Origin of the sequence: Citrobacter sp. RHBSTW-00570 (assembly GCF_013739755.1) — a bacterium.
GTDB classification, from domain to species: domain Bacteria; phylum Pseudomonadota; class Gammaproteobacteria; order Enterobacterales; family Enterobacteriaceae; genus Citrobacter; species Citrobacter braakii.
This window is the reverse complement of sequence record NZ_CP056399.1, coordinates 875,559-897,694: the sequence shown is the minus strand read 5'-3', so window position 1 is coordinate 897,694 and position 22,136 is coordinate 875,559. Positions and strand designations below refer to the sequence as shown.

Here is a 22,136-nt window from a genome sequence, read left to right as displayed (position 1 = left end):
AAAAATAGAAGAAGGCTAGTTCGCAGTAATGCGTTTAAATAAATCATCCAACAATGGGTCACCAATATAGTTCTTAATCAGCACTAATGGCTTTTCACTTACACGTTTAACACGACCTTCAAGACTGGCATGGGTGACAATAATATCGGCATCTTGCGGAACGTTTTCGATAGCATAATGCGTCACAGTAATATTCAATCCCGCTTTCTCCAGACGCTTACGAAACGTGGTTGCCCCCATAGCACTGGAACCCATTCCTGCATCACAGACAAAAGCGACGCGTTTAATGTTTTTATAAGAGAATTTCCCTTCCTGCTTCATCGCTTTGACGGTTCTGGCTGATTCAGCAAAGTCATCTTCACTTTCTGTTTCAACGTTCTTTTCCATTTTCAGGATGACAGAGGTAATAACAAAAGTAACAACGGTTCCCGCGGTGACTCCTGCAATGGTCGCGAGGAAAGAACCTTTCGGCGTTAATGCCAGATAGGCGAATATAGATCCTGGGCTTGGCCCCGCAACTAACCCACCGTCCAGCAGGTGGAATACCCACGTCCCGGTCATTCCCCCGGCAATCATCGCGATCAGGGTCAGAGGCTTCATCAGCACATACGGGAAATACAGTTCATGAATACCACCGAGGAAGTGGATAATCATGGCGCCTGGCGCAGACTTTTTACTCATCCCTTTGCCAAAGATAGCAAAGCCGAGTAACAAACCTAATCCCGGCCCTGGGTTAGATGCCACCATGAAGAAAATTGATTTTCCCGTTTCAGAAGCTTGCTGCATCCCCAGCGGATAATACACCCCCTGATCGATGGCATTGTTCAGAAAGAGGATTTTTGCCGGCTCATTGATTACGGATAGCAACGGCAGATAGCCCGCATGAACCAACGCTTCAATACACTCCTTCACGAAATTATTGGCAATGAGAACCGCCGGGCCGATAACTTCAAACCCCAGCAAGCATAAGAGCATTCCCGCAATACCAAGAGAGAAATTATTGATAACCATCTCGAAGCCTGCAGGAATGCGTTTTTCCAGCAGACGGTCGATATGCTTAATCACCCAACCGCCAAGCGGCCCCATTACCATCGCGCCAAGGAACATCGGGATATCCGCGCCCACAATAACGCCAATAGAACCAATACCCCCCATTACCGCACCGCGTTTCCCGCCAACCAGATGTCCCCCAGTGGAGCCAATCATGACGGGCAGTAAATAGGTAATCATCGGACCGACAATTTTGGCGAAATGCTCATTCGGCATCCAACCAGTAGGAATAAATAATGCGGTAATAAAACCCCAGGCAATAAATGCGCCGATGTTAGGAATGACCATTGCAGTCAAAAACCCACCAAAAGCCTGGACTTTGGCACGAGCAGACTTGTTTTCCATAATAATATCCTGAAAGGAAACCGTTAATTATGCTTGAGCGATAATATCCGCCAATTGTTTTTCTGATTTAGCCGCTAACAAAGCGGTTAGTGCTTCCTCTTCACATAATAATTCGCTTAAGGCCTGAATAGCGCCAATGTGTGAATCAGCATTAGCCGCCGACAATCCGATTAATAATCTGATACCTTCATCATCTTCGGCAAATTTCACTTCCTGTTTGAGAAGCGTTAATGACATACCGGTTTTTAACGCGCCACACTCCGGTCGAGCGTGCGGCATGGCGACACCTGGTGCTAAAATATAATAAGGACCATTGTTAATCGTTGAGTCTTTAATGGCCTGAATATAATCTGAATTGACATAATGGTTGGCAAGTAAGGATGACATAGAAAAGTCAATTGCCTCCTGCCAGTTCTTTGCTGAATTTTTTATTGAGATAGATGATTCGGGAAAGTAATCAATCAGCCGCATACATTTTCCTTATTTTATTTTTAGGGTACGAGTTAGCGTTAAAAATAAAATACGCGCACGGCGAAATGAAATCAATCGAGGAGAAAACTACATACAGCGCAGAATGTTTTTTGGTGATGCCTTTAAAAACAATGAATTGAGAAAAGAAATATAAAAGTCAACATAAATAATGTGATTCAAGTTACAAATATAAAACATCGCTAAATATCATATTTGTGATGCAAATCTACATTTTCGGGTTGCACACGACCAAATAAATTTAATTACTTTAAAAAAACGGGCCGCATAAGCGACCCGTTTTCACCTGTAATCAAAATTACAGCAGTTCTTTTGCTTTCGCGACAACGTTGTCGACAGTGAAGCCAAACTCTTCAAACAGCAGCTCAGCCGGTGCAGACTCACCAAAGGTAGTCATACCAACGATAGCGCCGTTCAGGCCCACGTATTTGAACCAGTAGTCTGCGATACCCGCTTCCACTGCAACACGTGCGGAAACAGCTTTCGGCAGTACGGACTCGCGATAAGCGGCATCCTGTTTGTCGAACGCGTCGGTAGACGGCATGGAAACCACGCGCGCTTTAACGCCTTCAGCGGTCAGTTTGTCCCAGGCAGCCACAGCCAGCTCAACTTCAGAACCGGTAGCGATGAAGATCAGTTCCGGCTGACCGGCGCAATCTTTCAGCACGTAACCACCGCGCGCGATGTTCGCCAGCTGCTCTTCGGTACGTTCCTGCTGTGCCAGGTTCTGGCGGGAGAGGATCAGCGCGGTCGGACCGTCCTGACGCTCTACACCGTATTTCCATGCAACGGCAGATTCAACCTGGTCACACGGACGCCAGGTGCTCATGTTCGGGGTCACACGCAGCGAAGCTACCTGCTCTACCGGCTGGTGAGTCGGGCCATCTTCGCCCAGACCGATGGAGTCGTGGGTATAGACCATCACCTGACGTTGTTTCATCAGCGCAGCCATACGCACCGCGTTACGGGCATATTCCACAAACATCAGGAAGGTGGAGGTGTACGGCAGGAAGCCACCGTGCAGGGAGATACCGTTAGCGATAGCGGTCATACCGAATTCACGTACACCGTAATGGATGTAGTTACCGGCAGTATCTTCGTTGATAGCTTTAGAACCAGACCACAGAGTCAGGTTACTTGGTGCCAGGTCAGCGGAGCCACCGAGGAATTCAGGCAGCAGAGGACCAAACGCTTCAATCGCGTTCTGAGACGCTTTACGGCTGGCGATTTTCGCCGGGTTAGCCTGCAGCTTAGCGATGAACTCGTTCGCTTTTGCGTCGAAGTCAGACGGCATTTCACCTTTCATACGACGGGTGAATTCAGCGGCTTCCTGCGGGAAGGCTTTCGCATAAGCAGCGAACTTCTCGTTCCATGCAGCTTCTTTTGCCTGGCCTGCTTCTTTCGCATCCCACTGCGCGTAGATTTCAGACGGAATTTCAAACGGCGCGTATTTCCAGCCCAGCTGTTCGCGGGTCAGTGCGATTTCTGCATCACCCAGCGGCGCACCGTGAGAGTCGTGGGTACCAGCTTTATTCGGGGAACCGAAACCGATGATGGTTTTGCACATCAGCAGGGACGGTTTGTCGGTCACAGCGCGAGCTTCTTCAACTGCGCGCTTAATCGCGTCAGCATCGTGACCATCAACGCCACGAACCACGTGCCAGCCGTAAGCTTCGAAACGCTTAGCGGTGTCATCGGTGAACCAGCCTTCAACGTGGCCATCGATAGAGATGCCGTTGTCATCGTAGAACGCTACCAGTTTACCCAGCTTCAGCGTACCGGCCAGGGAACATACCTCGTGAGAGATACCTTCCATCATGCAGCCGTCACCCATGAAAGCATAGGTAAAGTGGTCAACGATGTCGTGACCAGGACGGTTAAACTGCGCCGCCAGCGTTTTTTCGGCGATAGCCATACCCACAGCATTCGCAATGCCCTGACCCAGAGGACCGGTAGTGGTTTCAACACCCGCGGTGTAACCCACTTCCGGGTGACCCGGCGTTTTGGAATGCAGCTGACGGAAGTTCTGCAGCTCGGACATCGGCAGATCGTAGCCGGTGAGGTGCAGCAGGCTGTAAATCAGCATGGAGCCGTGGCCGTTGGACAGCACGAAGCGGTCACGGTCAGCCCAGGACGGGTTAGTCGGGTTGTGGTTCAGGAAATCACGCCACAGGACTTCGGCAATGTCAGCCATACCCATCGGGGCACCCGGGTGACCGGATTTGGCTTTCTGTACTGCGTCCATGCTCAGCGCACGAATAGCATTGGCAAGCTCTTTACGTGAGGACATTTTGACTCCAGATCGGATAATGAAGGCTGAGCCCTTAACGACTTGACGACAGCGCGTTTTGGGCTACGCCGGAAAAAAGTGCCAACAATGTAACCCAAGCCGCGTGTCATGTACATGGAGCATCCTTTTACCGCTTCAGAAATCTCTGGATCATGCGCGCAAGTTGCGCAATCTTCTCGCCCGCTGAATGTTCTTTTCTTTATACTAAGGCCGAGCGTCGGTTTACCTGCAAACGACGCATTTTTTAGAAAAATCCTGACTTTGTGCGGAAGAGAAAAAATGAAAATTCGCGCTTTACTGCTTGCTACGAGCATGGCGGCGGCATTGACCGGCTGCCAGAACATGGACTCAAACGGACTGCTTTCTTCTGGCGCAGAGGCTTTTCAGGCCTATAGTCTGAGCGATACTCAGGTAAAAGCGCTGAGCGATCAGGCCTGTAAAGATATGGACAGCAAGGCTACTATCGCCCCTGCCAGCAGCGAGTACGCAACGCGTCTTGGCAAAATCGCCGCCGCGCTTGGCGACAACATTAACGGCCAGCCGGTGAACTACAAAGTCTATATGGCGAAAGATGTGAATGCCTTTGCCATGGCGAACGGTTGTATCCGCGTGTACAGCGGCCTGATGGATATGATGACCGATAACGAAGTCGAAGCGGTGATCGGCCACGAAATGGGCCACGTCGCGCTGGGTCACGTGAAAAAAGGCATGCAGGTCGCGCTGGGCACTAACGCCGTACGTGCAGCAGCGGCTTCCGCTGGCGGCATTGTCGGCAGCCTGTCGCAGTCGCAATTGGGCGATCTTGGCGAGAAACTGGTGAACTCGCAGTTCTCCCAGCGTCAGGAATCCGAAGCGGATGATTACTCGTATGATTTGTTGCGCAAACGTGGGATCAATCCGGCAGGCCTGGCCACCAGCTTTGAGAAACTGGCAAAACTGGAAGCAGGACGCCAAAGCTCAATGTTTGACGATCACCCGGCATCTGCAGAACGTGCGCAACACATTCGCGATCGCATGAGCGCAGACGGGATAAAATAATCCTCGAACAGTGCCGGATGGCGGCGTGAACGCCTTACCCGGCCTACAAATTCAGCAATAATGTAGGCCGGACTAGCGTCAGCGACATCCGGCAAAATAGTCCGAAACCCGTTATTCGCCTTTCTTCGCCGCCTGGATATACAGCATTTCCAGTGCCAGCGTAGCCGCCGCCAGCGCGGTGATCTCTGACTGATCGTAGGCCGGAGCTACTTCCACCACATCCATCCCGACGATATTCAGATCTTTCAGACCACGTACCAGCTTGATCGCGCGATCGGAAGTCAGACCGCCGATCACGGGCGTACCGGTTCCAGGAGCAAACGCCGGATCGAGGCAGTCGATATCAAAGGTCAGATACACCGGCATATCACCAACAATCTGCTTAACCTGGGCGATGATGTCATCTACGCCGCGATCGTTCACCTGGCAAGCATCCAGCACGGTAAAGCCGTTATCTTTGTCGAACTCGGTACGAATACCGATCTGCACAGAGTGATTCGGATCGATCAGACCTTCGTTCGGCGCAGTGTAGAACATGGTACCGTGGTCGAATTCACAGCCGTTAGCGTAGGTGTCGGTGTGGGCATCAAAGTGCACCAGCGCCATTTTACCAAAGTGTTTAGCGTGCGCGCGCAGGAGCGGCAGCGTGACGAAGTGGTCACCGCCGAAAGAGAGCATGCGCTTACCAGCAGAAAGCAACTTCTCAGCATGCGCCTGCAGTTTTTCACTCATTTCACGGGCATCACCGAACGCATAAACCAGATCGCCGCAGTCCACCACGTTCAGGCGCTCGCGCATATCGAAGTCCCACGGGAAGCGATTGTGTTCCCACGCCAGGTTAGTGGAAACCTGACGGATCGCAGCCGGACCATGACGACCGCCCGCGCGGCCAGACGTTGCCATATCAAACGGTACGCCGGTGATCACCCAATCGGCGTCGCTGTCGTACGGCATGAAGTTCATCGGCAGACGCAAAAAACCAAAGGCGTTAGAAACCAGGGAGTTGTCGTATTGATGACCTAAGGTGCTCATGTACTGACCTCTTTTAAAATCGGTGAAAAAAAATCCCCTCCGCGTCGTTAAGCCCGACGAGGAAGGGATTGATTTACGTGACTACTTGTATAGGCGAATTATCGCCGTTAATTTGCTCAGGTTCAAGCGAGCCCCAACAGCATTACTCGTCTTCGAGATAGGTATATCCGTACAGACCTGCCTCAAACTCTTCGAGGAACTGCTGCTGCAACTCGGTATCCAGATCGGTGTTTTTCACCTGGTCACGGAACTGAGTTAGCAGGGTGTTCGGATCCAACTGCACGTATTGCAGCATATCCGCCACGGTATCCCCTTCGTCAGACAGCTCAACTTCCACGCTGCCGTCAGGGAAGACGAACACGTCAACCGCTTCGGTATCACCGAACAGGTTGTGCATGTTGCCAAGGATCTCCTGGTACGCACCCACCATAAAGAAGCCCAGCATCGGCGGATTCTCCGGGTCGTATTCCGGCATCGGCATGGTGGTCGCAATGCCGTCACCATCAACATAGTGGTCGATAGCGCCATCAGAGTCACAGGTGATATCCAGCAGCACCGCACGGCGCTCAGGAGCTTTGTTCAGCCCTTCCAGCGGCATCACCGGGAACAGCTGATCGATCCCCCACGCATCCGGCATCGACTGGAACAGCGAGAAGTTGACGTAAATCTTATCCGCCATACGCTCCTGCAACTCGTCGATAATCGGACGGTGCGCGCGGTTGCTCGGGTCGAGTTGTTTTTGCACATCGTGACACATGTTCAGATAGAGCTGTTCTGCCCACGCGCGTTCCTGCAGGCTAAAGGTGCCTGAAGAGTACCCAACGTGAATATCGTGCAGATCCATCTGGCTGTCGTGCAGCCATTCACGCAGCGAACGACGGGTTCCCGGCTCATGCATCTCTTGCCAGGTTTCCCACATGCTTTGCAGGGCACGCGGCGCATCGTCAGCCGGAGGCGTTGCTTCGGTATGCTCGCTACGCTCAACGCCGATAATGTTAGACACCAGCACGGTATGATGCGCGGTAACAGCGCGACCGGATTCGGTAATTACCGTCGGGTGCGGCAGACCGTGCTCTTCACAGGCGTCGCCAATGGCCCAGATGATGTTGTTCGCGTATTCGTTCAGGCCGTAGTTTACGGAGCAGTCAGACTGCGAACGGGTACCTTCGTAGTCCACGCCCAGGCCACCGCCCACGTCGAAGCACTGGATATTTACGCCAAGCTTGTGCAGCTCAACGTAGAAACGCGCCGACTCACGTACGCCGGTGGCAATATCACGAATGTTCGCCATCTGTGAGCCGAGGTGGAAGTGCAGCAACTGAATACTGTCCAGACGACCGCGCTCGCGCAGCATTTCTACCAGTTGCAGCACCTGGTTTGCCGCCAGGCCGAATTTCGATTTCTCTCCGCCGGAGGACTGCCATTTGCCGGACCCTTGCGACGCCAGACGCGCACGCACGCCCAGACGCGGAACAACATTCAGTCGTTCAGCTTCATCCAGCACGATAGCGATTTCAGACATCTTCTCGATGACCAGATAGATCTTATGGCCCATCTTTTCGCCAATTAGCGCCAGGCGGATGTATTCGCGGTCTTTATAGCCGTTACACACGATCACGCTGCGGGTCATTCCGGCATGAGCCAGAACGGCCATCAGTTCAGCTTTAGAACCGGCTTCCAGCCCCAGCGGTTCGCCGGAGTGGATCAGCGATTCAATCACGCGACGGTGCTGGTTAACCTTGATCGGGTAAACGAGGAAATAGTCACCGTTGTAGCCGTAAGACTCACGGGCGCGCTTAAACGCGGCGTTAATCGAACGCAGACGGTGTTGCAGGATCTGCGGGAAGCAGAACAATGCAGGCAAACGCTGGCCCTGCGCTTCACGGGCTTTCACCAACTCAGCAAGGTCAACGCGCGCTTCTGGTACGTCGGGATCCGGGCACACGCTGATGTGGCCCAGTTCATTGACGTCATAGTAGTTATTACCCCACCAGGCAATATTGTAAGTACGCAGCATCTTGCTGGCTTCCTGGGAACTCATTGCAACCTCCTGCATGGAGCGTAGTACACCGTGTTCGCCTGCTGACGAAGGCGAACCCAAAGAAATGTCGTCAGACATAGCGAACCTCAAATTTTATTAACAAGTGTAAAACAGTTGACTACTATCGCAATCCGAAGACGCGATAACAACCCAAATACAGGCAGAATTTCCAGCAGATAGTGCTGACGCTCCGACTGTGCGACCGGTTTCTTTTTCATATCAATGTAAACACGTAACCGAACTTAATGCTGACGGTTCGGCGAAACCACGAGAAAACTCTTGTTTACCAAGAGCGCCCTTGTTCAGTTCTTAGTGACCGTTGCCGGCCCTGGAGTCCTGAGAAGCGCCGAGATGGGTATAACATCGGCAGGTATGCAAGATGCAGATTGCGGGGGACATATGTACACCAGAACGGTGCGACAGATTCAGCAGAATACAACGGTTCATTATCTCGTATCACCTCCACGGTTGCTCCTGACGGAACGAACCCACAAGCCAAAGCTAAAGTTTTAACCCGGCTGGAAGTGGCAACACGATGAAAACGTCGTGTGCTTTTTTGTCTATCCTCAATAAATCGAGTTGCGGGAAGGCGGCAACGCAGTGAATCCCCGGGCGCTTACAGGAGTAAGTGACTGGGCGAGTATTGCCAACGCACATGCAACTTGAAGTATGACGGATATGAGCCGCGCGCCGCGTTTTATACCGACAACAGTACGAAAAAGCAAAAGATAAATACGCGCATTGCCAGCACCGTCAGGAAAAATTTCCAGTTACATTTTCAGTACAATGCGAGCTCAATCAAAAAAAGCTGGAAATCAGGCGCAGAACCGCCTTAAAATAGCCGTCCAGATGTTAATCCATCTATACCGATTAACACTCAGACTGCCAGTGTCCGTCATCTGCAGACTCATGGTAGAATCTTCTACACATGGCTATTCCACTCGACAGTTTGAGCTAACTACATTCTCCTTAGGTGAAATTAAATATGGCAAAACACCTTTTTACGTCCGAGTCCGTATCAGAAGGGCATCCTGACAAAATCGCTGACCAAATCTCTGATGCCGTGCTGGATGCAATCCTGGAGCAGGATCCGAAAGCACGCGTTGCCTGCGAAACCTACGTCAAAACCGGTATGGTTTTAGTTGGCGGTGAGATCACCACCAGCGCATGGGTTGATATCGAAGAGATCACCCGTAACACGGTTCGCGAAATTGGCTATGTGCATTCCGACATGGGCTTTGATGCCAACTCTTGTGCGGTACTGAGCGCGATTGGTAAACAGTCTCCGGACATCAACCAGGGTGTTGACCGTGCGGATCCGCTGGAACAGGGCGCAGGCGACCAGGGTCTGATGTTTGGTTATGCAACCAACGAAACCGACGTGCTGATGCCAGCCCCGATTACCTATGCTCACCGTCTGGTGCAGCGTCAGGCTGAAGTGCGTAAAAACGGCACCTTATCCTGGCTGCGCCCGGATGCAAAAAGCCAGGTAACCTTCCAGTATGACGACGGTAAAATCGTCGGTATCGATGCGGTTGTTCTGTCGACTCAGCACTCTGAAGATATCGATCAGAAATCGCTGCAAGAAGCCGTTATGGAAGAGATCATCAAACCGGTACTGCCGACTGAATGGCTGACAGCTTCAACCAAGTTCTTCATCAACCCAACTGGTCGTTTCGTTATCGGCGGTCCAATGGGTGACTGCGGTCTGACGGGTCGTAAAATCATCGTTGATACCTACGGCGGCATGGCCCGTCACGGCGGCGGCGCATTCTCTGGTAAGGATCCGTCTAAAGTTGACCGTTCCGCAGCTTATGCAGCCCGCTACGTAGCGAAAAACATCGTTGCCGCTGGCCTGGCTGACCGTTGTGAGATTCAGGTTTCCTACGCAATCGGCGTGGCTGAACCGACCTCTATCATGGTGGAAACGTTCGGTACTGAAAAAGTGCCTTCAGAACAGCTGACCCTGCTGGTGCGTGAGTTCTTCGACCTGCGCCCGTATGGCCTGATTCAGATGCTGGATCTGCTGCACCCGATTTACAAAGAAACCGCCGCTTACGGTCACTTTGGTCGCGAACATTTCCCATGGGAAAAAACCGACAAAGCCGCCCTGCTGCGTGAAGCTGCCGGTCTGAAGTAATTCCCCGACGGCTCAACGCTTATGAAGACCAGCCTCGCGCTGGTCTTTTTTTATGTCATTTGCTCTCCCATCCCCCATCGCTATAACCACGCTAATTTCATTTGCTTCAATAACAAATGAAAGCGATTACATAGCACGGTATTTCTATCCACCTTGAATTCACATCTCTTCGTTACCAGCATTGCATCACTGTTACATCATATTTCAGCATTGTCTTAAAATCAGCCAATCAACTTTATTCTATAATAATAAATAATGTTAACTTTCAACTAATTAAACAATAATCCACATGAATGCCAGTGTAACCGATTACACTAATGTGATGTGATTCGCATTTTTTTACCCCGTACTCACCTACCCTTAACATCAACAAAACTAGCTACCCAACGGAGGGCATCATGCCTGACAATAAAAAAACGGGGCATTCCAACAAAGCCATGACATTTTTTGTCTGCTTCCTGGCAGCCCTGGCTGGATTACTTTTTGGCCTGGATATCGGTGTTATTGCCGGTGCTTTACCATTCATAACCGACGAGTTCCAAATTACCCCACACACTCAGGAATGGGTGGTGAGTTCCATGATGTTTGGTGCGGCAGTGGGCGCCGTCGGCAGCGGTTGGCTCTCCTTCAAGCTGGGGCGTAAAAAAAGCCTGATGATCGGCGCAATCCTGTTTGTTGCCGGTTCGCTGTTCTCCGCCGCAGCGCCAAACGTTGAAGTGCTGCTGGTTTCCCGCGTGCTGCTCGGCCTGGCAGTCGGCGTTGCGTCTTATACCGCACCGTTGTACTTGTCCGAAATCGCCCCGGAAAAAATTCGCGGCAGCATGATTTCTATGTATCAGTTAATGATCACCATCGGTATTTTAGGTGCGTATCTTTCCGATACGGCGTTTAGCTACAGCGGCGCATGGCGCTGGATGCTGGGCGTGATCATCATCCCTGCCCTGTTACTGCTGGTTGGCGTCATCTTCCTGCCGGACAGCCCGCGTTGGTTTGCGGCTAAACGTCGTTTTGTCGATGCCGAACGCGTTCTGTTGCGTCTGCGTGACACCAGCGCTGAAGCCAAACGCGAGCTGGATGAAATTCGTGAAAGCCTGCAAGTGAAGCAGAGCGGCTGGGCGCTGTTTAAAGAAAACAGCAACTTCCGCCGCGCAGTTTTCCTTGGCGTTCTGTTACAGGTGATGCAGCAGTTCACCGGGATGAACGTCATTATGTATTACGCGCCAAAAATCTTTGAGCTGGCGGGTTACACCAACACCACCGAACAGATGTGGGGGACCGTTATTGTCGGTCTGACCAACGTGCTGGCAACCTTTATCGCCATTGGCCTGGTTGACCGCTGGGGCCGAAAACCTACGCTAATCCTCGGCTTTATCGTCATGGCCGTCGGTATGGGCGTGCTGGGTACAATGATGCACGTGGGTATTCACTCGCCAGCCGCACAATACTTCGCTGTCCTGATGCTGCTAATGTTTATCGTTGGCTTTGCGATGAGCGCCGGTCCGCTGATTTGGGTACTGTGCTCTGAAATCCAGCCGCTGAAAGGTCGCGATTTCGGCATCACCTGCTCTACCGCAACTAACTGGATTGCCAACATGATTGTCGGCGCAACCTTCCTGACGATGCTGAACTCGCTGGGCAGCGCCAACACCTTCTGGGTCTACGGTGGCCTGAACGTACTGTTCATCTTCCTGACCCTGTGGCTGATCCCTGAAACTAAAAACGTCTCTCTGGAACACATTGAACGTAACCTGATGAAAGGTCGTAAACTGCGCGAAATTGGCGCACACGACTAATCTCGTTAGGCTTCCTCCCCCGTGGGAGGGAGCCTTCCTCTTGCAGTCCCTTCCCTGTCGCACTATCCTCTGGCGTTATGAAAACCTCCCGTCTCCCGATCGCCATCCAGCAAGCCGTTATGCGCAGCCTGCGGGAAAAACTCGCTCAGGCCAATCTCAAGCTCGAACGCCAATACCCGGAACCAAAGCTGGTTTACCAACAGCGCGGAACCGCCGCGGGTACCGCGTGGCTACAAACCTACGAAATTCGTCTTAATCCAGTTTTGCTGATGGAGAATGTTGACGCGTTCGTTAACGAAGTGGTGCCCCATGAACTGGCGCATCTACTGGTGTGGAAACACTTTGGCCGCGTACCGCCGCACGGGAAAGAGTGGAAATGGATGATGGAGAGCGTGCTGGGCGTACCGGCCCGGCGCACGCATCAGTTTGAGCTGCAATCCGTGCAGCGTAAGACCTTTACATACCGCTGTAAGTGTCAGGAACACCAACTGACCGTCCGCCGCCATAACCGCGTTGTACGCGGCGAAGCCACCTACCGCTGCGTCCACTGCGGTGAACCGTTGGTTGCAGAATAATCTTCAGAATTATCAGGAACTTTTCTGATCTAACTGATTGCATACAGGAATGACTTTCGCTACGTTGCGGGCTCGTTTTGACACGGAGTTCGTGATGTACCGTAATCTTTCTTTTGCTGCGGCCCTGTTAGCCGCTGCGTTTTCAGGCTCGGTTTTAGCCGAAGGCATCAACAGTTTTTCTCAGGCAAAAGCAGCGGGCGTTAAAGTTAACGCCGATGCGCCAGGCGATTTCTATTGCGGATGTAAAATTAACTGGCAAGGAAAAAAAGGGGTCGTTGACCTCGAATCCTGCGGCTATAAAGTGCGAAAAAATGAAAACCGCGCCAGTCGAATTGAATGGGAACACGTTGTCCCCGCCTGGCAATTTGGTCATCAGCGCCAGTGCTGGCAGGACGGAGGGCGTAAAAACTGCGCTAAAGATCCGGTCTATCGCAAAATGGAAAGCGATATGCATAACCTGCAGCCCGCGGTGGGTGAGGTCAATGGCGATCGCGCAAACTTTATGTACAGCCAGTGGAACGGTGGTGAAGGCCAATATGGACAATGCACCATGAAGGTTGACTTCAAAGAGAAAGTTGCCGAGCCGCCAGCCCGCGCCCGTGGCGCCATCGCGCGTACCTATTTTTACATGCGCGACCAATACAACCTGTCGCTCTCCCGCCAGCAAACTCAGCTTTTTAATGCCTGGAATAAGCAGTATCCGGTCACCGATTGGGAGTGTGAGCGCGACGAACGCATTGCGAAGGTACAGGGGAACCATAACCCCTATGTGCAACGCTCTTGCCAGGCGCAAAAGAGCTAACCTACACTAGCAGCAATATTTTTTAACCATGCCCTGGCCTTTTGCAGCCCAGGGCCATGACGCGGATGTTTAACTATGCGCATTCCTCGCATTTATCACCCTGAGCCACTCACTTCCGGCAGCCAAATTTCACTGTGTGAAGATGCAGCCAACCATATCGGCCGCGTACTGCGTATGGGGCCAGGCCAGGCGCTACAACTGTTTGATGGCAGCAATCAGGTATTCGACGCCGAAATCACCCACGCCAGTAAGAAAAGCGTGGACGTGAAGGTGCTTAACGCTGAACTCGACGATCGAGAATCGCCGCTGCACATCCACCTGGGCCAGGTGATGTCGCGGGGTGAAAAAATGGAATTTACTATCCAAAAATCGATCGAACTGGGTGTAAGCCTCATTACGCCACTTTTTTCTGAGCGCTGCGGCGTTAAACTGGACAGCGAACGCCTGAACAAGAAGCTCCAGCAGTGGCAGAAAATCGCCATTGCCGCCTGCGAACAGTGCGGTCGTAATCGGGTGCCTGAAATTCGCCCGGCGATGGATCTGGAAGCGTGGTGCGCCGAACAGGATGAAGGTCTGAAACTGAACCTGCATCCCCGCGCCAGCGCCAGCATCAATACGCTGCCGCTCCCGGTGGAACGCATCCGCTTGCTGATTGGCCCCGAAGGTGGGCTGTCGGCAGATGAAATTGCCATGACCGCACGGTATCAGTTTACTGATATTCTGTTAGGACCTCGCGTTCTGCGTACTGAGACAACTGCGCTCACCGCCATCACCGCGCTACAGGTGCGTTTTGGCGATCTGGGCTAACGGAGAAGAACAATGATCAAGCTCGGCATCGTGATGGATCCCATCGCAAGCATCAACATCAAGAAAGATTCCAGCTTCGCTATGCTGCTGGAAGCGCAACGTCGCGATTACGAAATTCATTATATGGAAATGGCCGATCTCTATCTGATCAACGGTGAAGCCCGCGCCCGTACGCGTACCCTGAGCGTAGAGCAGAACTACGACAAATGGTATGAGTTCAATAGCGAGCAGGATCTCCCGCTGGCAGATCTGGACGTCATTCTGATGCGTAAGGATCCACCGTTTGATACCGAGTTCATCTATGCAACCTATATTCTGGAACGTGCAGAGGAGAAAGGGACGCTAATCGTCAACAAACCGCAGAGCCTGCGCGATTGTAACGAGAAGCTGTTCACCGCATGGTTTGCCGACCTGACGCCGGAAACGCTGGTCACGCGTAACAAAGCGCAGCTGAAAGCCTTCTGGCAAAAACACAGCGACATCATTCTCAAACCGCTGGACGGCATGGGCGGCGCATCTATTTTCCGCGTGAAGGAAGGCGATCCGAACCTTGGCGTTATTGCCGAAACACTGACCGAGCACGGTACCCGTTATTGCATGGCGCAGAACTATCTGCCGGCAATTAAAGACGGCGATAAACGCGTGCTGGTGGTCGATGGCGAACCCGTTCCGTACTGCCTGGCGCGTATTCCACAAGGCGGCGAAACCCGTGGCAACCTGGCAGCCGGCGGTCGTGGCGAGCCGCGTCCATTAACCGACAGCGACTGGGAAATTGCACGTCGCATTGGGCCAACGCTGAAAGCAAAAGGTTTGATTTTTGTCGGTCTGGATATCATTGGCGACCGTCTGACGGAAATTAACGTCACCAGCCCAACCTGTATTCGTGAAATTGAAGCGGAGTTCCCGGTTTCGATTACCGGTATGCTGATGGACGCCATCGAGGCACGTTTGCAGAAATAAATAAGTTGCCGGATGGCGATGCCTTCGCGTCTTATCCGGCCTACATTTGCACCCCGTAGGCCGGATAAGGCAAAGCTGCCATCCGGCAAAGCTATCTTCAGAGGGTGACATCTTCGCGCTTTGCCCACATACTGGGCTCTGTTGCTTTTTTGAACCAGGAAACAGAACCTCTGACAATGAATTTACAGCATCACTTTCTAATTGCCATGCCTGCTCTCCAGGATCCGATTTTCCGCCGTTCCGTGGTGTATATCTGTGAACACAATGAGAACGGAGCAATGGGGATTATCGTCAATAAGCCTCTGGAAAACTTACAAATTGAAGGGATTCTGGAAAAGCTAAAGATTACTCCAGAAGCACGCGATCCTGCCATTCGTCTGGACAAACCGGTGATGCTCGGCGGCCCGCTGGCGGAAGACCGTGGATTTATTCTACACACCCCGCCGTCACGCTTTGCCTCCAGTATTCGCATTTCAGATAACACTATCATCACCACCTCCCGCGATGTACTTGAAACCCTGGGTACGCAGGAGCAGCCATCCGAAGTGCTGGTTGCGCTGGGCTATTCATCATGGGAAAAAGGTCAACTGGAACAAGAGCTATTGGATAACGCCTGGCTCACTGCTCCCGCAGACCTCAACATCTTATTTAAAACGCCGATTGCCGACCGCTGGCGCGATGCGGCGAAGCTTATCGGGATTGATATTCAGACCATGCCTGGCGTGGCGGGACACGCCTGATGAGCGGAACATTACTCTCTTTTGATTTTGGTACGAAAAGTATCGGCGTCGCGGTTGGTCAACGCATTACCGGTACGGCGAGACCCTTGCCCGCCATCAAAGCACAGGACGGTACGCCAGACTGGAGTTTGATTGAACGCCTGCTAAAAGAGTGGCAGCCGGACGAAATCATTGTCGGCCTGCCGCTCAACATGGATGGCACTGAACAACCCCTTACTGCGCGCGCACGCAAATTCGCTAACCGCATTCACGGTCGCTTTGGCGTAACCGTAACGCTGCACGATGAACGTTTGAGCACCGTCGAAGCCCGCTCAGGCCTGTTTGAGCAAGGCGGATACCGGGCGTTGAATAAAGGCAAAGTAGATTCCGCTTCTGCCGTTATTATCCTTGAAAGCTATTTCGAGCAGGGCTACTAAAGTCGCCCCTGCGCCTGGCGCTGCTGCTGACTTTGTGCAAACGTCTGCATACCTGTCTGCTGCCCGGTTTGAATCACACCGGGTAGCTGATGCGTTTTCCCTTCACGGATCAAATTGCCCACGGCGGGAGTGTTGACGAGCAGTTCGAATAGCGCCACGCGTCCTCCCTGCTTATCTTCCTCCAACTTTTGCGAAAGTACCGCCCGCAGGCTGTCTGCCAGCTGGTTACGCACCGGATCTTTCTCCTGAGCGGGAAAGGTGTCCACCAGCCGCGCGATGGCCTGCGCCGCCCCTCGCGTATGTAAGGTTGCCAACACCAGATGCCCGGTCTCCGCTGCCGTTAAGGCCAAACGAATAGTTTCCACGTCGCGCAGCTCGCCCAGCAAAATGACGTCGGGATCTTCGCGTAATGCGCCGCGCAAACCGGCAGCAAAAGAAGCGCAGTGTACGCCCACCTCCCGCTGTTGAATAAGGCAACGCTGGCTGGTGTAGCGATATTCAATCGGATCTTCCAGCGTCAGAATATGCCCCGCAATATGTTGATTAAGGTACTCCACCATCGCCGCCAGGGTGGTTGATTTACCGCTGCCGGTGGCTCCAGTGACCAGAACTAATCCATTTTCACCGTGCAGCAGTTCAGGTATGGCCTCCGGAGTCTGAAGATCGTCTAAACGAGGACATTCAAGCGGTAGCAATCTTAGCGCCAGCGAGGTGCCCTGCTGATGAGCAAATGCGCTGGCGCGTAGACGCCGGGAGTCCGCCAGCGTAAGGGCAAAATCAATCTGCCCCTGTTCCCGCCACTGTACCTGTTGTTGCTCACTGAGCCAGCACATCAGCAGATTCTCCACGTCAGGGGGAGTAAATGGTGCTATTTCGACTTTTCCACCTATGCGCCAGCGCGCAGGCCATGCATTGCACAGGTGTAGATCCGACACGTTATGCTTTACACTAAGGGCCACTATTTCTTCCATATTCATATGAACATCCTCGGAAAATGAACGATATCGCGCATAACCTGGCACATGTCCGGGACAAAATCTCAGCCGCCGCGACGCGTTGCGGGCGGTCTTCAGAAGAAGTTATGTTGCTTGCAGTCAGCAAAACCAAACCTGCGAGCGCCATCGAAGAAGCCATGACCGCAGGGCAGCGTGCCTTCGGTGAAAACTATGTCCAGGAAGGGGTGGATAAGATCCGCTACTTTCAGGAAAAAGGCGTTAACGATCTGCAGTGGCACTTTATCGGCCCGCTGCAGTCGAACAAAAGTCGTCTGGTCGCTGAACATTTTGACTGGTGCCATACGATTGATCGTCTGCGTATCGCTGCCCGTCTGAGCGAACAGCGCCCTGCGGAACTGCCGCCGCTCAATGTGTTGATTCAGATTAATATCAGCGATGAGAACAGTAAGTCAGGTATTCCGCTTGCAGAGCTTGACGCACTGGCCGCTGAAGTCGCCGCGCTGCCACGCATTACCCTGCGTGGTCTGATGGCGATTCCGGCGCCAGAGTCAGATTATGTAAGGCAGTTTGAAGTTGCACAGCAAATGGCGGTAGCATTTGCCGGGTTGAAAACACGCTACCCAAGTATCGACACGCTCTCACTGGGGATGTCTGATGATATGGATGCCGCCATTGCGGCGGGTAGCACGATGGTGCGCATCGGCACTGCCATTTTTGGTGCTCGTGATTACACTAAAAAATAAGGAAAACTAAGGAACACCATGAATACGTTGACCTTCCTGCTCTCAACGGTAATTGAGCTGTATACCATGGCGCTGCTGCTGCGCGTGTGGATGCAATGGTCTCGCTGCGATTTCTACAACCCGTTCTCGCAGTTTATTGTGAAAATCACTCAGCCCATTATTGGGCCGTTACGCCGTATCATTCCCCCGATGGGGCCAATTGACAGCGCATCGGCATTAGTTGCGCTCGTTCTGAGCTTTATCAAGGCCATCGTGCTGTTTAAGGTGGTTACGTTCCAGCCGATCATCTGGATCGCCGCCGTGCTGATTGTCCTGAAGACTATCGGACTGCTGATTTTCTGGGTTCTGCTGGTGATGGCGATTATGAGCTGGGTCAGCCAGGGCCGCAGCCCTGTGGAGTACGTGCTGATTCAACTGGCGGATCCGCTGCTGCGTCCTATTCGTCGCTTACTTCCAGGCATGGGCGGGATCGATTTCTCGCCAATGATCCTGGTTCTGCTGCTGTATGTCATTAACATGGGCATCGCAGAAGTGTTACAGGCGACAGGTAACATGCTGCTGCCGGGGCTGTGGATGGCGCTATGAGTGCCGTTACCCCCTGCGATGACGGTCTGGTTTTACGGCTCTACATTCAGCCTAAAGCCAGCCGTGACAGTATTGTAGGTTTACATGGCGACGAACTAAAAGTCGCCATTACCGCCCCACCGGTTGATGGGCAAGCCAATAGCCATCTGGTGAAGTTTCTCGGCAAACAGTTCCGCGTGGCAAAAAGCCAGGTCGTCATTGAGAAGGGCGAGCTTGGTCGTCACAAACAGGTTAAAATCATTCATCCGCAACAGATCCCGCCCGAAATTGCGGCGCTAACTGATTAGGTATCCCATGCAAAAAGTTGTCCTCGCGACCGGCAACGCCGGTAAAGTGCGTGAACTCGCCTCCCTTCTGAGTGATTTCGGTCTTGATGTTGTCGCTCAAACGGATCTGGGTGTTGATTCTGCAGAAGAGACCGGGCTGACGTTTATTGAGAACGCCATTCTGAAGGCACGTCATGCCGCGCAAATTACCGGTTTACCCGCCATTGCTGATGACTCTGGTCTGGCGGTAAATGCCCTTGGCGGCGCGCCGGGCATCTATTCAGCCCGCTATTCCGGCGAAGATGCAACCGATCAGCAGAACCTGGAAAAACTGCTCCACACCCTGCAGGATGTTCCTGATGACAAGCGCCAGGCACAATTCCACTGCGTGCTGGTGTATATGCGCCATGCAGACGATCCAACACCTGTGGTTTGCCACGGACGCTGGCCGGGCGTTATTGCCCGTGAACCTGCCGGAAACGGTGGTTTTGGCTACGACCCAATCTTCTTTGTGCCCTCCGAAGGGAAAACCGCCGCCGAACTGACCCGCGAAGAAAAGAGTGCGATTTCTCACCGCGGACAAGCACTGAAGCTGCTGTTGGATGCCCTGCGTAATGGTTAAGCTTCCGCCGTTAAGTCTTTACATACACATCCCGTGGTGCGTGCAGAAATGCCCGTACTGCGACTTCAACTCGCATGCGCTTAAAGGCGAAGTCCCTCATGACGACTATGTGCAGCATCTGCTGAGCGATCTGGATTCTGAGGTGGCCCACGCCCAGGGCCGCGAGGTAAAGACGATTTTTATCGGTGGTGGTACGCCGAGCCTGCTTTCTGGCCCGGCAATGCAAACGCTGCTCGACGGCGTGCGCGCACGGCTGAATCTCGCCGCAGATGCAGAAATCACGATGGAGGCGAATCCCGGTACGGTGGAAGCCGATCGCTTTGTGGATTATCAACGTGCTGGCGTAAACCGTATCTCCATTGGTGTACAGAGCTTTAGCTCCGCCAAACTCGAACGTCTGGGACGTATTCACGGGCCGGAAGAAGCCAAACGTGCAGCGCACCTGGCGAGCGGTCTGGGACTACGCAGCTTTAACCTCGACCTGATGCACGGTTTACCGGATCAGACGCTGGAAGAGGCGCTGGGCGATTTACAGCAGGCCATCGCGCTCAACCCGCCGCATCTTTCCTGGTATCAGTTGACCATCGAGCCGAATACGCTTTTCGGGTCCCGACCACCGGTATTACCGGACGACGACGCGCTGTGGGATATTTTTGAGCAAGGCCACCAGTTGCTGACCGCCGCGGGGTATCAGCAGTACGAAACCTCAGCCTACGCCAGACCGGGTTATCAGTGTCAGCACAACCTAAATTACTGGCGTTTTGGCGACTACTTAGGCATTGGCTGCGGCGCGCACGGCAAAGTCACTTTCCCAGACGGTCGCATCCTGCGCACTACCAAAACGCGACATCCGCGCGGATACATGCAAGGACGTTATCTGGAAAGCCAGCGAGATGTCGCCGAGGCCGATAAGCCGTTTGAGTTCTTTATGAACCGTTTCCGGCTGCTGGAAGCCGCGCCTCGCGCGGAGTTCACGCAATATACCGGGCTTACCGAAGACGTTATTCGTCGACAGATCGATGAGGCCATTGCCCAGGGCTATCTGAGTGAATGCGATGAATACTGGCAGATTACCCAACACGGTAAGCTATTTTTGAATTCTCTGCTGGAGCTGTTTCTGGCGGAGTAATCTCTGTGCGCCTGTCGGCGCATTTTCTTCTACAAATTCCTCTAAATATTGTACTCGGAAAAACCGAGTACAATACACGTCATTTATTGACAATAACCATATTAATTATTTTATTCATTTTAAATAGCCTCTTCACCAACATAAATATATTGAACACAGCGCACAAAATAAGATCAAACTGCTGCCATGCAAAAGGTATGTGATCTATATAGTGGATAGATGTCTGACAACTATATTAATTTATCATACAGAAAAAGGTGAACCATCATCAGATGTCAACCAATTACTGTACCTTAAAGCACGGAGCTTACTTATGAAAATCAAAACCTTTTCCCGCTCGCTAGTCTGTGCGTCCTTGTTGGCGCTACTTAGCACTGGCGCATATGCTGCTGAAAAAGTGACTCTCAAACTGGCACACAACCTTGAACGTAGCCATGTGGTTCACCAGGCTTTCGAAGAAATGGCCAAAGAGGTAAAACAACTCTCCGACGGTAAAATGATTGTACGTATATATCCCAGTAGCCAAATGGGTAATGCCCGAGAAACGATGGAGTTGTTACAAAATGGCGCGTTGGATATGACAAAAGGTTCTGCCAGTGATTTAGAGTCATTTGATAATATTTATGCCATTTATAATTTACCTTTCTTATTTAAAGATCAAAACCATTTCAATAACGTTGTATTTGGTGAGGTAGGTAAAGACATTATGGAATCCACAAAAGAAAAGGGATTCTTTGCGTTATCTGCTTACGTTGCCGGCACGCGTAGTTTTTATGCCAAAAAACCTATTACCAAACCAGAGGATCTGAAAGGTCTGAAAGTCCGCGTTCAACCCAGCCCCACAACCATTAAAATGGTTGAACTGATGGGCGGATCGCCGACCCCCATTTCCTTCGGTGAGGTTTATACCGCTATGCAACAAGGTGTAGTGGATGGCGCAGAGAATAACGTTCCATCGTGGGTGCAAACACGTCATATCGAAATAGCTAAAGTCTTCTCCGAAGATGAGCACGCCTCTATTCCAGATTTTCTCGTTATCTCAACCAAAACATGGAATAAGCTGACCCCGGGGCAACAACAGATCCTTCGTCAAGCGGCTAAAAATTCCGAGGCTTATCAACAAAAGTTGTGGGAAAAAATCGATGCTGATACCCGCGCTCAAGCAAAAGCTATGGGTGGCGAGATTATCAAAGTTGATAAAGCCCCTTTCCGCGCCGCTGTTCAACCGCTGTTTGATGACTTCAAAAAAGACCCAAAACATGCAGCCCTGCTGGCGAAGTTTGAAGACGCAGTACAATAACCCTTTGGGCCATTGAT

23 protein-coding genes are annotated in these 22,136 nt (G+C 52.2%); 15 read left to right on the top strand and 8 right to left on the bottom strand.

Features of this window, described 5'->3' with window-relative positions; all coding sequences use genetic code 11:
• Positions 1-15: 15 nt before the first annotated feature.
• The 3 genes from HV237_RS04315 to tkt all read right to left on the bottom strand — a co-directional run bounded on the left by HV237_RS04315 (position 16) and on the right by tkt (position 4,174).
• Complete coding sequence (locus HV237_RS04315) at positions 16-1,395, bottom strand: PTS mannitol transporter subunit IICB (RefSeq protein ID WP_016154384.1); 1,380 nt, start codon at positions 1,393-1,395, stop codon at positions 16-18.
• A gap of 27 nt (positions 1,396-1,422) precedes the next feature.
• The gene (cmtB, locus tag HV237_RS04310) at positions 1,423-1,866 is read right to left on the bottom strand and encodes a PTS mannitol transporter subunit IIA (protein WP_016157436.1); all 444 of its coding nucleotides are present in this window, start codon (positions 1,864-1,866) and stop codon (positions 1,423-1,425) included.
• 316 nt (positions 1,867-2,182) lie between these two features.
• Positions 2,183-4,174 carry a transketolase gene (tkt, locus tag HV237_RS04305; RefSeq protein ID WP_016154386.1) on the bottom strand — a complete coding sequence of 664 codons (1,992 nt, stop codon included), beginning with the start codon at positions 4,172-4,174 and terminating at the stop codon, positions 2,183-2,185.
• Between the two features lie 279 nt (positions 4,175-4,453).
• On the opposite strand from tkt, the gene HV237_RS04300 reads away from it, so the two are divergent.
• The gene (locus HV237_RS04300; RefSeq protein WP_016154387.1) at positions 4,454-5,212 is read left to right on the top strand and encodes a M48 family metallopeptidase; all 759 of its coding nucleotides are present in this window, start codon (positions 4,454-4,456) and stop codon (positions 5,210-5,212) included.
• A gap of 111 nt (positions 5,213-5,323) precedes the next feature.
• Here HV237_RS04300 and speB read toward each other — a convergent pair whose 3' ends face one another.
• The 4 genes from speB to HV237_RS26325 all read right to left on the bottom strand — a co-directional run bounded on the left by speB (position 5,324) and on the right by HV237_RS26325 (position 8,732).
• Positions 5,324-6,244: an agmatinase gene (speB, locus tag HV237_RS04295; RefSeq protein ID WP_016154388.1), complete on the bottom strand. Its 921-nt coding sequence runs from the start codon at positions 6,242-6,244 to the stop codon at positions 5,324-5,326.
• A 142-nt stretch (positions 6,245-6,386) separates the two neighbouring features.
• Entirely contained in the window at positions 6,387-8,363 is a 1,977-nt protein-coding gene (speA, locus tag HV237_RS04290) for a biosynthetic arginine decarboxylase (protein ID WP_016154389.1), read from the bottom strand.
• Between the two features lie 8 nt (positions 8,364-8,371).
• On the bottom strand, positions 8,372-8,503 hold the full coding sequence (yqgB, locus tag HV237_RS04285; protein WP_049041971.1) for an acid stress response protein YqgB: 132 nt from the start codon (positions 8,501-8,503) through the stop codon (positions 8,372-8,374).
• Between the two features lie 91 nt (positions 8,504-8,594).
• On the bottom strand, positions 8,595-8,732 hold the full coding sequence (locus HV237_RS26325) for a hypothetical protein (RefSeq protein ID WP_269149342.1): 138 nt from the start codon (positions 8,730-8,732) through the stop codon (positions 8,595-8,597).
• A 538-nt stretch (positions 8,733-9,270) separates the two neighbouring features.
• Between HV237_RS26325 and metK the strand changes: the two genes are divergently transcribed.
• From metK to ruvX, 8 genes are all read left to right on the top strand, one after another.
• Entirely contained in the window at positions 9,271-10,425 is a 1,155-nt protein-coding gene (gene metK / locus HV237_RS04275; RefSeq protein WP_003027071.1) for a methionine adenosyltransferase, read from the top strand.
• A 398-nt stretch (positions 10,426-10,823) separates the two neighbouring features.
• A complete protein-coding gene (gene galP, locus HV237_RS04270; RefSeq protein WP_016154390.1) occupies positions 10,824-12,218 on the top strand; it encodes a galactose/proton symporter in 1,395 nt (464 codons plus the stop codon).
• 77 nt (positions 12,219-12,295) lie between these two features.
• A complete protein-coding gene (locus HV237_RS04265) occupies positions 12,296-12,793 on the top strand; it encodes a SprT family zinc-dependent metalloprotease (protein WP_016157438.1) in 498 nt (165 codons plus the stop codon).
• Between the two features lie 94 nt (positions 12,794-12,887).
• Entirely contained in the window at positions 12,888-13,595 is a 708-nt protein-coding gene (gene endA, locus HV237_RS04260) for a deoxyribonuclease I (protein ID WP_047357836.1), read from the top strand.
• A 75-nt stretch (positions 13,596-13,670) separates the two neighbouring features.
• On the top strand, positions 13,671-14,402 hold the full coding sequence (gene rsmE / locus HV237_RS04255; RefSeq protein WP_016154393.1) for a 16S rRNA (uracil(1498)-N(3))-methyltransferase: 732 nt from the start codon (positions 13,671-13,673) through the stop codon (positions 14,400-14,402).
• A 12-nt stretch (positions 14,403-14,414) separates the two neighbouring features.
• Positions 14,415-15,362: a glutathione synthase gene (gene gshB, locus HV237_RS04250; RefSeq protein ID WP_047357837.1), complete on the top strand. Its 948-nt coding sequence runs from the start codon at positions 14,415-14,417 to the stop codon at positions 15,360-15,362.
• 176 nt (positions 15,363-15,538) lie between these two features.
• Entirely contained in the window at positions 15,539-16,102 is a 564-nt protein-coding gene (locus HV237_RS04245; protein WP_016154395.1) for a YqgE/AlgH family protein, read from the top strand.
• The gene (gene ruvX, locus HV237_RS04240; protein WP_003825428.1) at positions 16,102-16,518 is read left to right on the top strand and encodes a Holliday junction resolvase RuvX; all 417 of its coding nucleotides are present in this window, start codon (positions 16,102-16,104) and stop codon (positions 16,516-16,518) included. Before HV237_RS04245 ends, ruvX begins: the two co-directional genes overlap by 1 nt.
• On the opposite strand, the gene HV237_RS04235 is transcribed toward ruvX, so the two are convergent.
• The gene (locus HV237_RS04235) at positions 16,515-17,495 is read right to left on the bottom strand and encodes a type IV pilus twitching motility protein PilT (RefSeq protein ID WP_047357838.1); all 981 of its coding nucleotides are present in this window, start codon (positions 17,493-17,495) and stop codon (positions 16,515-16,517) included. The genes ruvX and HV237_RS04235 overlap by 4 nt on opposite strands.
• 17 nt (positions 17,496-17,512) lie before the next feature.
• Here HV237_RS04235 and HV237_RS04230 point away from each other — a divergent pair, with 17 nt between their 5' ends.
• The 6 genes from HV237_RS04230 to HV237_RS04205 all read left to right on the top strand — a co-directional run bounded on the left by HV237_RS04230 (position 17,513) and on the right by HV237_RS04205 (position 22,119).
• Complete coding sequence (locus HV237_RS04230; protein ID WP_016154400.1) at positions 17,513-18,217, top strand: YggS family pyridoxal phosphate-dependent enzyme; 705 nt, start codon at positions 17,513-17,515, stop codon at positions 18,215-18,217.
• Positions 18,218-18,235: 18 nt separating this feature from the next.
• Positions 18,236-18,802 carry a YggT family protein gene (locus tag HV237_RS04225; RefSeq protein WP_016154401.1) on the top strand — a complete coding sequence of 189 codons (567 nt, stop codon included), beginning with the start codon at positions 18,236-18,238 and terminating at the stop codon, positions 18,800-18,802.
• Entirely contained in the window at positions 18,799-19,089 is a 291-nt protein-coding gene (gene yggU / locus HV237_RS04220) for a DUF167 family protein YggU (RefSeq protein WP_005123286.1), read from the top strand. The genes HV237_RS04225 and yggU overlap by 4 nt, the downstream gene beginning before the upstream one ends.
• A 7-nt stretch (positions 19,090-19,096) precedes the next feature.
• The gene (locus HV237_RS04215) at positions 19,097-19,690 is read left to right on the top strand and encodes an XTP/dITP diphosphatase (protein WP_016154402.1); all 594 of its coding nucleotides are present in this window, start codon (positions 19,097-19,099) and stop codon (positions 19,688-19,690) included.
• Positions 19,683-20,819, top strand: coding sequence for a radical SAM family heme chaperone HemW (gene hemW / locus HV237_RS04210; RefSeq protein WP_047357839.1), 1,137 nt, complete (start codon positions 19,683-19,685; stop codon positions 20,817-20,819). Before HV237_RS04215 ends, hemW begins: the two co-directional genes overlap by 8 nt.
• 313 nt (positions 20,820-21,132) lie before the next feature.
• Complete coding sequence (locus HV237_RS04205) at positions 21,133-22,119, top strand: TRAP transporter substrate-binding protein (protein ID WP_047357840.1); 987 nt, start codon at positions 21,133-21,135, stop codon at positions 22,117-22,119.
• Positions 22,120-22,136: the final 17 nt, after the last annotated feature.

What these genes read in the sequence shown, in the direction of transcription:
- HV237_RS04235 (WP_047357838.1), bottom strand. Translation starts at nt 17,495, where the DNA reads ATGAATATGGAAGAAATAGTGGCCCTTAGTGTAAAGCATAACGTGTCG.
- HV237_RS04245 (WP_016154395.1), top strand. Translation starts at nt 15,539, where the DNA reads ATGAATTTACAGCATCACTTTCTAATTGCCATGCCTGCTCTCCAGGAT.
- yqgB (WP_049041971.1), bottom strand. Translation starts at nt 8,503, where the DNA reads ATGAAAAAGAAACCGGTCGCACAGTCGGAGCGTCAGCACTATCTGCTG.
- HV237_RS26325 (WP_269149342.1), bottom strand. Translation starts at nt 8,732, where the DNA reads ATGAACCGTTGTATTCTGCTGAATCTGTCGCACCGTTCTGGTGTACAT.
- rsmE (WP_016154393.1), top strand. Translation starts at nt 13,671, where the DNA reads ATGCGCATTCCTCGCATTTATCACCCTGAGCCACTCACTTCCGGCAGC.
- HV237_RS04205 (WP_047357840.1), top strand. Translation starts at nt 21,133, where the DNA reads ATGAAAATCAAAACCTTTTCCCGCTCGCTAGTCTGTGCGTCCTTGTTG.
- tkt (WP_016154386.1), bottom strand. Translation starts at nt 4,174, where the DNA reads ATGTCCTCACGTAAAGAGCTTGCCAATGCTATTCGTGCGCTGAGCATG.
- gshB (WP_047357837.1), top strand. Translation starts at nt 14,415, where the DNA reads ATGATCAAGCTCGGCATCGTGATGGATCCCATCGCAAGCATCAACATC.
- endA (WP_047357836.1), top strand. Translation starts at nt 12,888, where the DNA reads ATGTACCGTAATCTTTCTTTTGCTGCGGCCCTGTTAGCCGCTGCGTTT.
- yggU (WP_005123286.1), top strand. Translation starts at nt 18,799, where the DNA reads ATGAGTGCCGTTACCCCCTGCGATGACGGTCTGGTTTTACGGCTCTAC.
- speB (WP_016154388.1), bottom strand. Translation starts at nt 6,244, where the DNA reads ATGAGCACCTTAGGTCATCAATACGACAACTCCCTGGTTTCTAACGCC.
- ruvX (WP_003825428.1), top strand. Translation starts at nt 16,102, where the DNA reads ATGAGCGGAACATTACTCTCTTTTGATTTTGGTACGAAAAGTATCGGC.
- HV237_RS04230 (WP_016154400.1), top strand. Translation starts at nt 17,513, where the DNA reads ATGAACGATATCGCGCATAACCTGGCACATGTCCGGGACAAAATCTCA.
- speA (WP_016154389.1), bottom strand. Translation starts at nt 8,363, where the DNA reads ATGTCTGACGACATTTCTTTGGGTTCGCCTTCGTCAGCAGGCGAACAC.
- galP (WP_016154390.1), top strand. Translation starts at nt 10,824, where the DNA reads ATGCCTGACAATAAAAAAACGGGGCATTCCAACAAAGCCATGACATTT.
- HV237_RS04265 (WP_016157438.1), top strand. Translation starts at nt 12,296, where the DNA reads ATGAAAACCTCCCGTCTCCCGATCGCCATCCAGCAAGCCGTTATGCGC.
- HV237_RS04225 (WP_016154401.1), top strand. Translation starts at nt 18,236, where the DNA reads ATGAATACGTTGACCTTCCTGCTCTCAACGGTAATTGAGCTGTATACC.
- cmtB (WP_016157436.1), bottom strand. Translation starts at nt 1,866, where the DNA reads ATGCGGCTGATTGATTACTTTCCCGAATCATCTATCTCAATAAAAAAT.
- HV237_RS04315 (WP_016154384.1), bottom strand. Translation starts at nt 1,395, where the DNA reads ATGGAAAACAAGTCTGCTCGTGCCAAAGTCCAGGCTTTTGGTGGGTTT.
- metK (WP_003027071.1), top strand. Translation starts at nt 9,271, where the DNA reads ATGGCAAAACACCTTTTTACGTCCGAGTCCGTATCAGAAGGGCATCCT.
- hemW (WP_047357839.1), top strand. Translation starts at nt 19,683, where the DNA reads ATGGTTAAGCTTCCGCCGTTAAGTCTTTACATACACATCCCGTGGTGC.
- HV237_RS04300 (WP_016154387.1), top strand. Translation starts at nt 4,454, where the DNA reads ATGAAAATTCGCGCTTTACTGCTTGCTACGAGCATGGCGGCGGCATTG.
- HV237_RS04215 (WP_016154402.1), top strand. Translation starts at nt 19,097, where the DNA reads ATGCAAAAAGTTGTCCTCGCGACCGGCAACGCCGGTAAAGTGCGTGAA.